This window comes from Thermodesulfobium narugense DSM 14796, assembly GCF_000212395.1.
Taxonomy (GTDB): Bacteria; Thermodesulfobiota; Thermodesulfobiia; order Thermodesulfobiales; family Thermodesulfobiaceae; genus Thermodesulfobium; species Thermodesulfobium narugense.
This window is the reverse complement of record NC_015499.1, coordinates 1,005,578-1,019,228: the sequence shown is the minus strand read 5'-3', so window position 1 is coordinate 1,019,228 and position 13,651 is coordinate 1,005,578. Positions and strand designations below refer to the sequence as shown.

13 protein-coding genes are annotated in these 13,651 nt (G+C 29.4%); 10 read left to right on the top strand and 3 right to left on the bottom strand.

Annotated elements, in window-relative coordinates; genetic code table 11:
• Window positions 1–52 precede the first annotated feature (52 nt).
• Complete coding sequence (locus THENA_RS09650) at window positions 53–1,063, top strand: MORN repeat-containing protein (RefSeq protein ID WP_013756369.1); 1,011 nt, start codon at window positions 53–55, stop codon at window positions 1,061–1,063.
• A 114-nt stretch (window positions 1,064–1,177) separates the two neighbouring features.
• Here THENA_RS09650 and THENA_RS05175 read toward each other — a convergent pair whose 3' ends face one another.
• Window positions 1,178–1,657 carry a peroxiredoxin gene (locus THENA_RS05175; protein ID WP_013756368.1) on the bottom strand — a complete coding sequence of 160 codons (480 nt, stop codon included), beginning with the start codon at window positions 1,655–1,657 and terminating at the stop codon, window positions 1,178–1,180.
• A gap of 134 nt (window positions 1,658–1,791) precedes the next feature.
• On the opposite strand from THENA_RS05175, the gene THENA_RS05170 reads away from it, so the two are divergent.
• The 5 genes from THENA_RS05170 (at window position 1,792) to THENA_RS05150 (ending at window position 7,176) form a co-directional block, all read left to right on the top strand.
• Window positions 1,792–3,753 carry an acetate--CoA ligase gene (locus THENA_RS05170; RefSeq protein WP_013756367.1) on the top strand — a complete coding sequence of 654 codons (1,962 nt, stop codon included), beginning with the start codon at window positions 1,792–1,794 and terminating at the stop codon, window positions 3,751–3,753.
• Window positions 3,754–3,801: 48 nt separating this feature from the next.
• A complete protein-coding gene (locus THENA_RS05165) occupies window positions 3,802–4,212 on the top strand; it encodes a hotdog fold thioesterase (protein WP_013756366.1) in 411 nt (136 codons plus the stop codon).
• Between the two features lie 237 nt (window positions 4,213–4,449).
• Window positions 4,450–4,656: a hypothetical protein gene (locus THENA_RS05160; RefSeq protein ID WP_013756365.1), complete on the top strand. Its 207-nt coding sequence runs from the start codon at window positions 4,450–4,452 to the stop codon at window positions 4,654–4,656.
• 133 nt (window positions 4,657–4,789) lie between these two features.
• Window positions 4,790–5,362, top strand: a complete 573-nt coding sequence (locus THENA_RS05155; RefSeq protein ID WP_013756364.1) for a hypothetical protein — start codon at window positions 4,790–4,792, stop codon at window positions 5,360–5,362.
• Between the two features lie 167 nt (window positions 5,363–5,529).
• Complete coding sequence (locus THENA_RS05150; RefSeq protein WP_013756363.1) at window positions 5,530–7,176, top strand: formate--tetrahydrofolate ligase; 1,647 nt, start codon at window positions 5,530–5,532, stop codon at window positions 7,174–7,176.
• A gap of 32 nt (window positions 7,177–7,208) precedes the next feature.
• On the opposite strand, the gene THENA_RS05145 is transcribed toward THENA_RS05150, so the two are convergent.
• Both THENA_RS05145 and THENA_RS05140 read right to left on the bottom strand, forming a co-directional pair.
• Window positions 7,209–8,708, bottom strand: coding sequence for an MFS transporter (locus THENA_RS05145; protein WP_013756362.1), 1,500 nt, complete (start codon window positions 8,706–8,708; stop codon window positions 7,209–7,211).
• A 138-nt stretch (window positions 8,709–8,846) separates the two neighbouring features.
• Window positions 8,847–9,410, bottom strand: a complete 564-nt coding sequence (locus THENA_RS05140) for a DUF996 domain-containing protein (protein WP_013756361.1) — start codon at window positions 9,408–9,410, stop codon at window positions 8,847–8,849.
• A 79-nt stretch (window positions 9,411–9,489) separates the two neighbouring features.
• Between THENA_RS05140 and THENA_RS05135 the strand changes: the two genes are divergently transcribed.
• The 4 genes from THENA_RS05135 (at window position 9,490) to def (ending at window position 13,644) form a co-directional block, all read left to right on the top strand.
• Entirely contained in the window at window positions 9,490–10,821 is a 1,332-nt protein-coding gene (locus THENA_RS05135) for a deoxyribodipyrimidine photo-lyase (RefSeq protein ID WP_013756360.1), read from the top strand.
• Window positions 10,822–10,878: 57 nt separating this feature from the next.
• Window positions 10,879–12,084, top strand: a complete 1,206-nt coding sequence (locus tag THENA_RS05130) for a class I SAM-dependent methyltransferase (protein ID WP_013756359.1) — start codon at window positions 10,879–10,881, stop codon at window positions 12,082–12,084.
• A gap of 27 nt (window positions 12,085–12,111) precedes the next feature.
• Window positions 12,112–13,050, top strand: coding sequence for a YbgA family protein (locus THENA_RS05125; RefSeq protein ID WP_013756358.1), 939 nt, complete (start codon window positions 12,112–12,114; stop codon window positions 13,048–13,050).
• A gap of 96 nt (window positions 13,051–13,146) precedes the next feature.
• A complete protein-coding gene (def, locus tag THENA_RS05120) occupies window positions 13,147–13,644 on the top strand; it encodes a peptide deformylase (protein WP_013756357.1) in 498 nt (165 codons plus the stop codon).
• Window positions 13,645–13,651 lie beyond the last annotated feature (7 nt).

Below are 13,651 nucleotides of genomic sequence, written 5' to 3'. Positions count from 1 at the left end.
TACTTATATTGATCTGATATAATAACATATATTAAATTTGAGGAGGATAATTGTGGGGATTTTTTTGAAGGCAGCCTTTATGATTACTATTTTTCTATCTTCATTTATTTTTACCCAAACTGAAAGTTTAGCTATTCAAAGTTCTGCTACTGATCCCAAAACAAATTGCCAGGTGCTTTGGTCATCTGATAGCTATAAAATTATTTCTGTTAATTGGGATGGTGATTGTGTTAATGGTAAAGCTCAGGGTAAGGGCAAGATAAGTTTAATTTTGCAAGACGATAAAGGGTTAGGCTACAAAGGAAGTGGTGTCGGCGAATTTGATAATGGCTTCCTCAATGGTCACGCTGCTATGAACTTTTCAGATGGTGACTCCTTTAATGCAGATTTTAAAAACGGACAAATGAATGGAAACGGAATGTATAAATCTTCGGATGGTTCTATCTATGAGGGCGAATTTAAAGATAATAAACCAAATGGACAGGGTACGTATACTTGGGCTGATGGAAGAATTTATAAAGGCGAGTGGTTAAATGGCTTTATCGCAAGAGATTTAAATGGTTTTATAGGAATTCAATGGGGTTCATCTGTCCAAGAAATGAAAGATGTTATAAAGGATCGACCAAATACAAGCTTCTTGAATAAATTGGAGGATAGCAATAGTAAAACTTCTACTTACATTTATCATACTACTTTTTCAGATAAAGGAGCAAATTTATTTTTATATTTTATCGACAACAAGTTTTATTATGGTGTTTTTTTAATTAACATTAACAAAAATGAAATCAGTCAAAACGATATGATGAACTATTTTTCTAATTTAAGGGATTCGATTACTCAAAAATATGGTCCTTATAATACCTGTACAGGCAAAGATTTTGATGCTTCTTGCATCTGGACTTTTGCTACGAAGTCAAATTTTCCAAACGCTATTCACTTAGGGTTCGACAAGATAGAGCCTTCTACTTTGAATTTCCCATATGTAATAAGATTAGATTATATAAATGGCGAAATGTTCAATAAAATTGAAAAAGTTATTTCAAAGCCTCCTAGTGATTTGTAAATTTTATATTGTTTTATAAATAATTGTTTTATAAATAACTTTTTCTCATTGGAAGTCTTTTTTATAAAAGTATTAGTTGATGGATCAAATGGAATTTGACTATTATTGTATTATTTAATCAGTATTTTCAAAATATTTTAAAATAGTATCGACATGACCTTTTGCTTTGACATTTCGCCATGCTTTTTTCAATACCATATCAGGTGTAATTAAAAATGTAGATCTAATAACTCCCATACTTGTTTTTCCATACATTTTCTTCTCACCGTATGCGCCAAAAAGAGTTAAGATCTTCTTCTCAGGATCAGAAAGAAGAGGAAAGTTCAAACTATGCCTTTCCTGAAATTTTTTATGTGACGCAATAGAGTCAGGGCTAACACCTGCAACAGCAGCATATTTCAATATGAAGTTCATATTATCTCTGAAATCGCACGCCTCTGTTGTGCAGCCTGGTGTATTATCCTTTGGATAGAAATAAAGAATAAGGTTTTTTTTATCCTTTATTAAATCCTTAAAACAAAAAACTTTTTCATTTGAGTTTTCATCTATCCCATTAAGACAAAAATCGCTTACTTTATCTCCCTCATTAAACATTTTTAGGCCTCCTTTTTGAGTATTATATAGCTCCTTTACAAAATATTTATTTTGTTGTAAAATTCTGACAATTTAAATTTTTATGATATACCAATAAATAATTTTTATTCTAAAAAAATTTTAGGAGGTATAAGATGTCTATTGAAGCTAAAAATGAGACTTTAAATATGATTAAAGAAAGTAAAATAATATTTCCAAATAAAGATAAAGTTAAAAATACCAATGCAGGCAGCATTGATGCCTTTAATAATTTATTAAAAAGGTCCTGGGATGAACCAGAAAAATTTTGGGAAGATGTAGCAAATGAATTGTCCTGGTTTCACCCATGGTCAAAAACAATTGAAGGAGAATTTCCAAACTTTAAGTTTTTTACAGGGGGGATAACAAATCCAGCTTTTAATATGTTAGATAGAAATATTGAAAAGGGATATGCAAATAAGCTTGCACTTATATGGGAAGGCGAAAATTATGAAACGAAGTTTTATACCTATAAAATGCTTCTTTGTGAAGTTAATAAATTTTGTAATGTTTTAAAAGGCTTTGGTTTGAAAAAAGGTGATAGAGTCTCAATTTATCTTCCAAACCTAGCTGAGACAGTTATTGCTGTTCTTGCTTGCTATAGAATGGGAGTTTTATTTAATACCGTATTTTCTGGTTTTTCTGCCAATGCACTTAGAGAAAGGCTAAATCACTTTGAGCCACAAGTATTTATTACAGCAGATGGAATTTATAGAAGAGGTAAGGTTATTGCTCTCAAAGAACAGGCTGACATTGCAATTGAAAAGGTAAGTAGTATAAAAGCCTCAATTGTTGTTAAAAGAGGCGGAAACCCTATAAGTATGAAGTCAGGTAGGGATTATTGGTGGGATGATTTAATGAGAAAATCTGAAGCTGAATTTCAGCCAGAACTTATTGAAGCAAATGAACCTGGTTTGGTTTTCTATACTAGTGGTACCACTGGTAAACCGAAAGGCGTAGTTCATTCGGGTAATGCTTTTGTAATAAACAACTATATTTATGCTAAATATCATTTAGATTTGCATCAAGATGATGTCTTTTGGTGTATGGCTGACATTGGATGGTTGACAATGCATATTTGGGGTATAGTTGGTGCATTGTCGAATGGTATAACAACTATTTTTTATGAAGGAGCAATAGATTATCCAGAACAGGATAGAGTTTATCAAATTTTGGAAAAGTATAGAGTTAACAAGTGGTGGACTTCTCCAACTGCTACTAGAATGTTGATGAAATTTGGGGAAGAAAAATTGAAGCCTTATGATCTAAGTTCATTAGATGTAGTTGCTTTTGTGGGAGAACCTTTAAACCCTGAAGCTTGGAAATGGGTTTATGAAAAAATTGGAAAAGGTAAGATATATCTAAATAATACTTATGGCCAAACAGAAACTGCCGGATGTCCTTTAGCAGGTGCTGCATGGCTTACCCCTATGAAACCTGGTTCATGTGGTATTCAATTTTTGGGAGCACAATTAGACATAGTTGATGATTTTGGTAACCCAGTAGAACCAATGACAGTAGGAAATCTAGTTTTCAAAAAACCAATACCAATGTTGATTAGAGATCTTTGGAAAGATCATGAGAGATACCTTGATACTTATTTTTATAAAGTGCCAGGTACATATTTTACATATGATGCTGCTGTGAGAGATAATGATGGCCATATATGGGTGCTTTCTAGAACTGATGACGTTATAAACGTATCAGGGCATAGAATTAGTACTATGGAGATTGAAAGCGCAGTTATGGAAGTTGAAGGAGTAGTAGAGTCGGCTGTAATAGGAAGTCCTGATGAAGTAAAAGGTATGATGCCTGTTGTTTTTGTTACAGTTAGAGATGAAAATAACGAAGAAGAAATTATAAATAAAATAAAATTAAAAATTGTTGAAAAAATTGGCAAAATAGCTCTTCCTAAAGATGTTTTTTGTGTCCCAACTACTCCGAAAACTCCTAGCGGAAAGATTATGAGAAGATTTTTAAGAGAATTGGTTATTAAAGGTAAGATTGTAAGCGATACTACAAGTTTGGAGAATCCTGATAGCATAGAAATTATCAGTAAAATAATTTCAGGGATCTAAGATAATTATTGATTTCATTAATTTTTTATTTAACTAGGAGATAACAGCGTGAATGAGAAAATTGTTAAGTTTATGAGAGAAAATGATAAAGTGGCAGTATGGCTTAATGTAAAAATACTTGAAGTTAGAACTGGATATTCTAAAATTTCTATGATTGTTAGAGAAGACATGTTAAATTCTGTAAAAATTTGTCAGGGAGGAGTTATATTTTCGTTTGCAGATTTTGCCTTTGCTTTAGCATCAAATTCTCATGGTAAAATTGCTGTTGGGATTTCTGCAAACATAAATTATTTAAAGCCATCACTTGCAGGAGAAGAGCTTATTGCTGAATGTTTTGAATCTGGCAGATCGAGAAAGTTAGGACTTTATGATGTTAAAGTATATAAGAATAAAAATAAAGAGCTTATTGCTTCTTTTACTGGGCAAGTGTACATAAAAGAAGAGAGATTTGAAGTATAAGTTTTAAGCTTTTTTAAATATTTAAACAGCACTTTGTGTATTCTGTAGATATTCTTTTACATTAACAGAAATTTTAGATTTGCTAATTAATTATTTATTTTAAACAGATTACTTCTAAAATATTTTTCCACTTAAATTTTGTAGAAAATTCTGAATATTTTATAAGTAATTTTTATGTTTTAAATAAATAATATTTATTGTATAATAAGCTTAACAAAGGGCGAAGGAGGGAGAAAGATGAACCTTTATATGGTTTGCTTAAAGTGTGATCCAGATATTTGTGTAGTTATAAATGCAAAGGATGAGGAATCGGCTAAGTTAAAGGGATGGGACATAATACATTCTAAGGGTTTTAAGTGTGACTCTTCTTCTGTTGAAGTTTGGTGTCTAAACACGTCTTCTCCCGATGAAGAAGAATATTTGGTAGTACCTTTTGCATCGTAAATTTAATAAATTAAATTAATTAAAAACCAGTAAAGACAAGCAAAAAGCACTTAGTTGTTGCTTGTCTTTTTTTGTTTCATAAATTGTATAATTTAACTACTGTTAGAAATAATTTTTGGGGAGAATAGTATCTATGAATAATTTGCCTATTAATAGAAAATTAAGAGAATCAATTAAAGAGCTTATTAGCATTTCAAAAAAACTCGAGATAGCCAAGACTTTTTCTTTTGAAAAATATGATGTAAATAAAATTTTAAAAAGAGAACAGAATCTTCCAAAAAATTTATTAAACTTTTCAAGTAAAATTATAAAACACGTTTTTAGATTTAATTTTCAAGTTATAAATGAAGAAAATAATTATTTAATTGGTTTTTTAAGTGAAGCAGGTGAAAACAAATTAGTTCTTGCAAATAGACTGTTAATTAAATGTTTTGAAAATCTTGAGGAACAAAAAAAATCTAATCTTTATAAATTTAAAGAAGATTATTTTTCTATTGATGAAGAATTTAAACTACTTGTTTATCTATTAATAATTTATAAAATTGGGATAAATTTTGAATCATTTAATTTTTATAAAAAATTCACTAATGAATTAAACAGGTTAGAAAGTTATGATAAAAAAAATATTTTAGAACAAATAAAAAAAATTAGCGTTAATTCTGACAAAAGCATCAAAATGCCATTTATAAAAGACTTTATTTTTTAAAAATTTACTTAGTTTATAAACACCTACTATTTTATAAAAGATTACTATTTATAGTAATAAAATATTCTAATAGTAAAAAACTTTTTAAAAATTACAAATATTTGTTAAAATTAATTATATTAAGTAATTAATAATATTTAAAAATTAGGAGACCGATATGACTGATTATGAAATTTCAAAAAATGCTAAAATTAAAAAAAATTTTTGATATTTCAAAAAAATATGAAATACCTGAGGAATCATTGAGGCCATATGGTGATTATATAGCAAAAGTAGATTACAGGCTTTTATACGAGTCCATGAAAGATTTTGGTAAGCTTATATTTGTTACTGGAATTACACCCACTCCTTATGGTGAAGGCAAAACTACTACTGTTATTGGTTTAGTAGATGCTTTAAATAGGCTAGGGTATAAATCCCTTGCTTCTATAAGGCAACCATCACTAGGTCCAATTTTTGGTATCAAAGGTGGAGCTGCAGGTGGAGGATATGCTCAGGTTGTACCTATGGATGATATAAACCTTCTTTTTACGGGAGATTTTCCTGCTATCGAGTATGCAAATAATCTTTTGGCATCTCTTATTGATAACCATATTTTTCATGGAAATGAGTTAGGAATTGATTCTAGAAAAATTAAGTTTAGAAGAGCTATAGATATGAATGACAGATCTCTTAGAAGTATAGTTGTTGGTTTGGGCGGAAGTGCTAATGGATTTCCTAGAGAGGCAGGATTTGATATTACTGCAGCTTCTGAAGTAATGGCCATATTTGGTCTTTCGCTGAATATTAACGATTTAAAAAAGAAATTAGGAGAAATTTTGGTTGGTTTTTCATATGACAAAAAGCCAATTTATGCTAGAGATTTGAAAGCTGAAGGTGCAATGGCTGCTATATTAAGAAGAGCAATTAATCCGAACTTGGTTCAGACTCTTGAAAATAATCTTGCTTTTGTACATGGCGGGCCCTTTGCGAATATAGCTCATGGCACTTCTTCTATTTTATCTATTAAACTTGCTTTAAAATTTTCAGATTATGCCGTGGTAGAAGGAGGATTTGCTACCGATCTTGGTGGAGAGAAATTTTTAGATATTATTGCAAGGCTTGGAGATTTAAAAGTTTGTGCTGTGGTGATAGTGGCTACTACTCGGGCACTTAAGTATCATGGGGGTTTGAAAGTAAATTATGTTGAAGACTCAAACAAAAATCTTGTAAGAGGTCTACAAAATTTAGAAAAACATATTGAAAATATGCAAGCCTTCGGGTTAAAAGTAGTTGTTGCATTAAATAAGTTTAGTGAAGATACAAAAGAAGAGATCAAAATTGTAAGGGATTTTGTCGAATCTATGGGAGTTGGGTTTGCTCTTTCAGATGTTTGGGCACAAGGCGGCAAAGGAGGAGAGGAACTAGCTAAGAAAATTGTTGAGATTGAAGAAGAGAGAACTCCAAGATTTATATATAAGCTTGAACAATCTCCAAAAGAAAAGATTGAACGAATTGCCAAAATTATTTATGGTGCAAGTTTAGTAGAATATTCTCAAGAAGCAGAAGCAGACCTTAAGGATGTTTCTTTGGTAGGAATGGATAATTCTTTTGTTTGTATGGCAAAGACCCCTTTATCTTTATCAGCTGATCCTAAATTAATTGGTAGACCAGAGGATTTTAAAATTATGGTTAGAGAAGTCAGAATTTCTCATGGGGCTAATTTTATTGTTCCAGTGCTTGGTAAGATAATGACTATGCCTGGGCTTCCAAAAATACCTCAAGCTGTAAAATTTGATATATTTGAAAATGGTGAGATGCAAGGAATATATTGATGTTTTAAACTCATAAAAGTTCCTTTTAGATCTTATAACATATCTACGCTTTCAAAGTTTTGTTCTAATACATCGGTTCTTTTTATACTTTTTTTAGTAAATGATATTATCACAGCTATTATACATACCACTAAAAGACTTATCATTGATACTGAAAAACCTTTCATGAAAGCTATTCTATAAATTGTAAACGGAGCTTTTGATTCAATAAAATATCCATGTTGTGCGAGCACATCTAATTTTAAAGTTGTGAACATCATACTTGATATGTCTACTCCAAATATAAGACCTAGAGCTCTCATCATATTTAATATGCCACCCGCGACGCCAAGCTTATCTTTAGGTGCAGAAAGCATAATTGCACTATTATTGGGAGGTGTAAAAATTCCCATACCAATACCAAGTATTACAAATATAAATGTTAAAAAATAAATATTAATGTTGTCACTTAAAAAGGATAAAAGAAGTGTAGCTATTACACAGACTGTCATTCCAATAGTAGTCATAATTCGCGATCCAATTTTATCAGATATTGCTCCAGCAAATGGTGCAATTAATGCCATTGCAAGAGGTATAGGGGTAAGTAAAGAGCCAACAATTTCTGCATCGTAATGCATGATATCTTCAAGATAAAAAGGCATTAAAAAAAGAACTGAAAAAAGTACATAATATGATAGAAAGCCTGTAATGTTTCCGGTTGAAAAATCCCAATTTTTGAAAATTCTTAAATCCAGCATAGGATTAGAAATTTTCAGTTCCCTTAAAATAAATAAAGGTAATATTATAAAAAAGGTTAAAAAACAAAAGATAATAAATGGTGACGTCCATCCTATTTTAGTTCCTTGATCTATTCCAAGCACAAGAAAACCTAATCCTGTAGCACAAAGAAATACTCCAAGAAAATCTATTTTATTGTTTTTGTTTAAATTACGTTTACTTTTAGGCAAGACAAAGAGTGCCAATATGGTTCCGAAAATACCTATTGGGACATTAATATAAAAAATCAATCTCCAATTTAAAAGAGAGATGAGTATACCGCTTATAAATGGACCTATAGACATTGCTATGGCTTGGACTGCTCCCTGGATTCCAATAGCTTTACCTAATTCATTTTTTGGAAATGATTGTGTTATTATTGCTACTGAGTTTGCCTGGAGTAAACCTGCGCCTACAGCTTGAAGTACTCGAGAAAATATTAAAAAATATGCATTTGGAGAAATTCCGCACAAAGCTGAGCCAATTGTAAATATAATAAATCCAATGTTATACATTTTAGTTCTTCCAAACATATCAGCAAGTTTCCCAAAAAATGGTAGAAAAACTGTTAATGTTAACATGTAAGCCATTACGACCCATTCGACTAATGCCATTGGAACTTCAAATCTATTTTCGATTGTTGGAGTGGCAACATTTACTATACTTACATCTAATGCAGACATTGTGGCTCCAATTAAAACAGTAAGTAGAATAAACCATTTCCATTTTGGATTTGAAGAGAAATAAGGATGAGGGAATACCATCTTTTTAATCATAAACTAATCTCCTTTAGTTTACTTAAAATATTTTAAATATTAAATTTAGTATTAATTTATGAGATTAAAATTAGGGTAATGTTAAGGTTGAATTAATTTTTTATTAGAAATAATTGGGATCTGTTATTACGAAAACATTTAATTAAATTTAAGATAATCTGAATCGAATTGTGAATTTTCAGCCTTAGAAGTTTTCATTAAATCTGGTAAAGTAAAAAAAGCAATAGCTAAAAGAATCCATGATATAAATATTCCGATAAATCCTATAACGAAAATTGTTAATACTGTGCTCCAGAACATTACATCTCCTGATGTCTTGAAAAGTTCGTTGTCAGTAAGTGAGGCAATCATAATTAAACCCTTTCGAAAAAAGACAGCAGAGGCAATTATAAATGAATAAAAAATTATGAAACTTAAAAGTATATTTGTTCCAAAATACCAGTGCCCAGAAAATACTGATGCAAAAGTGTATAATCCGAGAAAAAGAGAAATAACAATTCCTATAATGCTTATTAAAAAAGATTTTATAATATTTGAATAGATATCACTTTCTTTTAAGAGTTTTGATATGCTATATATAGATATAATAAACATTATTACACCAAGTATAAAAGATAAATGACCTATCCCCGGAATTAAAGAAAATGCAATTAAGATGGAACCTACTCCACCAAGAATTTTTTCCTTTGTGATATTTAGCATTTCAACTCCTCAATATTTTATAAAAGACTGTAGAATATATTTTAATATTGTTGAAAAAATTTTTAAAATTGAGGTTTTTATGAAATTTTATAAAAGAATAGAAAAGGTTCAGACTTTTGAAAAAGTAGGTAAATATATTTTATATTGGATGCAGGGAGCTTTTAGAGTAAAATATAATCACAGTTTTGAATACGCTAAATATTTATCAAATAAACATAATATTCCTTTATTGGTTTTGATTATAGTAGATTTTTCTTATCCTGAGGGAAATTTTAGAAGTTTCAAGTTTTTTCTTGAAGGCTTAAAGGATGTTTTTGAGGAAACTATATCTCAACAGATTGGAATAAATATAGTTGTTGGGAGTTTTCAAGATGTATTAAAGTCTTATATTGATAATGCAAAAATAATGATTACTGATAAGTCATATTTACCTAATTTGATAAATATTAAAAATACTATTTACTCTGAAAATAAAATTACAATTTACCAAGTTGACACAAATTTGGTCATACCTGTAAATATCGTTAGTCAAAAAAAGGAATATGCAGCATATACTATTAGGCCAAAAATACTTAAACTTCTTTATGAATATAGAAATGACTTTGAGGAAATTAAATATAATGGAAGCTTTTTAAAACCAAAAACTGAGGTTGATTTAAATAACATAGAAAATGAATTAAGAAAGCAGAATTTAGTTAATGTTTTGCCTGCACCATACATTGGTGGTTATAAAGAAGCTAAAAAAATACTTGATTACTTTGTTAGCAAAAAATTTAAATACTACAAAGATAACAGGAATAACCCAGAAAAAGAGTCAGAAAGCAACATTAGTCCATATTTACACTTTGGAAATATTAGTCCACTTGAGATTTTAGATACTTTAGAAATCTTTGACAAGTCTTCAGAGAATTATTATTCTTTTTTTGAAGAAATGGTAATTAGAAGAGAATTAGCTCACAATTTTACTTATTATTCAAATGATCTGAATAATTTAGAAAACTTATTGCCTGCTTGGGCCTTTAAGACCTTTTATGAGCATAAAGATGATAAAAGAGAATATGTTTATTCATTGGAAGAGTTTGAAAATAGCAAAACTCATGACGAAATATGGAACGCATCTCAGCGAGAATTGAAAAAAAGAGGCAAAATTCATAACTATATGAGAATGTATTGGGGCAAAAAGATAATCGAATGGTCTAAAAATATTGAGGATGCCTATGACGCTATGATTTATCTAAATAACAAATACGCACTTGATGGTAGAGATCCAAATAGTTATGTGGGCATACTCTGGTGTTTTGGTCTACATGATAGAGCCTTTAAGGAGAGAAAAATATTTGGCAAAGTTAGATGGATGTCACAGGGTTCATTAATTAGAAAATTTGGGTTAAATAAATATATAAGAAATTGAAAATGTGTATTATAATATTTATTAAATTTTACTTTTTTAGTAAATTGCGGAGGTTTTGTGATAGATATATCGTCTTACAATGCAGTTGTAGAGCTTTCCATAAAGTGGAAAGCATATGATATTTCACATGAAGATAGATATTTTATTTCTAAATTAAACCTTTGGAGGGATATTTTTCCTAAAGATTTTTATGACAAATTAGTAAATTCGGATGTTGGATCCGTTGTTGAAAAAGAATATTTAAAAGGGGAATATATTGAAAAATATGACTCAAAAAATACTTTTTATATTAATTGTTCTCAGTTTAATAAAAAATTTATAAAAGATAGAATAATTGAACCAAAATTTGGTAGATTTTATCCAAAAGGAATAATTGAAGGAATTTCAAACATATTTAAAGATAATTTTGAACCTTTTAGAGTGATAGGAATAGAAAGGGACAAAATTTTAGTTGATTTTAATCATCCTTTTTCTAACTATAACTTTATTGTGAGTGCAAAAATAATTAATTTAAGGCCGAAAAATCCTGAAATTGGTGGTTCTTGTTTCGATTGGATAGATAAAGTTGCATTTGAAGCTGGAATGAAGGCTAGATGGAACAATATGCCTACTGACTTTTTTTCTGGTGACTCTTTTAAACGGGATGATGAAAGTGAAGATTCATTATTTTATTCTTTTCCAAGATTTGTAAATCATATTGATGCTACTGCTATGGAACATATTTCCTCAATTTATAGTGTATTACTAAAACCAGATACCGATATTTTAGATTTCATGTGTAGTTGGAATTCACATTTACCTGGTAAAATTAAGTTCAAGAGAGTAAGTGGACTTGGATTAAATGAACAAGAATTATCTAAAAATAAAGTTTTAGACGATTGGATAGTGCAAGATCTAAATTCTAATTCAACACTTCCATACGATGATAACTCTTTCGATTCTATTATATGTACAGTTTCTATTGAATATTTGGTTAATCCTTTTGAAATATTTAGTGAAATTTTAAGAATATTAAAGCCCGGTGGGATTTTTATTGTAACTATTTCTAACAGGTGGTTTCCTCCAAAAGCCATTAAGATATGGCAAGATTTGCTCGAATTCGAAAGAGTAGGTATGGTTTTGGAATATTTTATTCAGTCTGGGTTTAGAAATATTAATACTTTGTCCATTAGAGGTTATCCACGCCCTGAAGGTGATAAATATTTTTTTAAAGAAAATTTTTCAGATCCTATTCATGCTATATGGGGTTTCAAAAAGAATTAATTAAAAGGATTTTAGAGGTATTTTTTAATGACATTTTACAAACCAAGAATTATAATTAGCGCTTGCTTAGATATGCAACAAGTTCGCTATAATGGCTCGTTTGTTAAAGATGATTTTGTTTTAAAACTTAAAAACTACTGTGAATTCATTCCAATTTGCCCAGAAATTTCAATAAATCTTGGTGTTCCTAGAGATAGATTAATATTATATAAGTCTAATAATGAGATCAGATTATTTCAAACTTTAACAAATAAAGATTTAACAGATGGAATGCTTAGATTTTCGGATAATTTTCTTAAAAATTTAAATGACTTTGATGGATTTTTGCTTAAAGCAAAATCGCCTTCTTGTGCAATAGGTAATGCACTAGTATATAAGGATAAAGAAGCAAAGGTTTTTCACGCTAAAGGAAGAGGAATTTTCGGATCAGAAATCATAAGAAATTTTCCTAATTATCCTATAGAAGATGAAGGAAGACTTAGAGATGTCAATATAAAACAAAATTTTTTAATAAAAGTATTTGCCCTTGCTAATTTAAGAAATTCAAAATCTACTATGAATAACATTAATAAATTAATGGAATTTCACAGAGAAAATAAATACTTACTGATGGCTTTTAATCAACAAAAATTAAAATCAATGGGAACTCTTATTGCAAAGTTTAAAAAAGATGATAATTTTGAAAAAATAAAAGAAATTTATTTTAATTTATTTGTAAGTTCACTAGCTAGTTATGTGAATAAAGGAAAATATTTAAACGTTTTACAACATATTTATGGATATTTTTCTGATAAACTTAATAAAAATGAAAAAAAATATTTCATTTCTTTAACTGATAAATACATAAACAACATAGTCGATTTAAGAACACTTATTGAAATTTTAAAAATATGGTCTTTAAGGTTCGAAAATAAATATATTCTGAATCAAACTTTTCTTAACCCTTATCCAGATGAACTAGGATAGAGGTTAATCTTCTAAAATTAATAAACTGCTTTATTTTTTTCTATATTCATTGACATGTTAAAATAAAATATATACTTTGAGAGGAGAAACATTCAGTTGATTTGCAAAAGAAAAATAATTACACATCCCAATTCACTTTTGAGAAAAAGAAGTTTGCCTGTATTGCAATTTGATAAAAATCTTGAGAGTTTGGTTGAGGAGATGGAATACCTGATGATTTCAAATAATGGTGTAGGTCTTGCTGCTCCTCAAGTTGGAGAATTGAGCAGATTATTTATATATAAGATAGATGATAATCTGCAGGTGGTTATAAACCCTGAAATAATTGAAAAAGTGGGTTCAGAGGTTGATGTTGAAGGATGTTTATCCGTCCCCGGGGTTTTTGGTCCTGTAGAGAGAGCTTTTAAAGTAATTGTTCAGGCTCAGAATATATATGGAGATACAATAATTCTTAACAAAGAAGGTTATGAAGCTAGAGTTATTCAGCACGAATTTGACCACCTAAATGGTGACCTCTTTATTGATAAGGCCGAATATTTAGAAACTGCTGAGGAAAGAGCAAAAAAACAAAAAGAAAAACTTGAGAAAGATTAGTTATTAA

Excerpts from the sequence above, each read along its gene's own strand:
- THENA_RS05140 (WP_013756361.1), bottom strand. The coding sequence starts at position 9,410 with ATGCTAAATATCACAAAGGAAAAAATTCTTGGTGGAGTAGGTTCCATC.
- THENA_RS05125 (WP_013756358.1), top strand. The coding sequence starts at position 12,112 with ATGACATTTTACAAACCAAGAATTATAATTAGCGCTTGCTTAGATATG.
- THENA_RS05160 (WP_013756365.1), top strand. The coding sequence starts at position 4,450 with ATGAACCTTTATATGGTTTGCTTAAAGTGTGATCCAGATATTTGTGTA.
- THENA_RS05175 (WP_013756368.1), bottom strand. The coding sequence starts at position 1,657 with ATGTTTAATGAGGGAGATAAAGTAAGCGATTTTTGTCTTAATGGGATA.
- THENA_RS05145 (WP_013756362.1), bottom strand. The coding sequence starts at position 8,708 with ATGATTAAAAAGATGGTATTCCCTCATCCTTATTTCTCTTCAAATCCA.
- THENA_RS05170 (WP_013756367.1), top strand. The coding sequence starts at position 1,792 with ATGTCTATTGAAGCTAAAAATGAGACTTTAAATATGATTAAAGAAAGT.
- THENA_RS05150 (WP_013756363.1), top strand. The coding sequence starts at position 5,530 with ATGAAATTTCAAAAAATGCTAAAATTAAAAAAAATTTTTGATATTTCA.
- THENA_RS05155 (WP_013756364.1), top strand. The coding sequence starts at position 4,790 with ATGAATAATTTGCCTATTAATAGAAAATTAAGAGAATCAATTAAAGAG.
- THENA_RS05135 (WP_013756360.1), top strand. The coding sequence starts at position 9,490 with ATGAAATTTTATAAAAGAATAGAAAAGGTTCAGACTTTTGAAAAAGTA.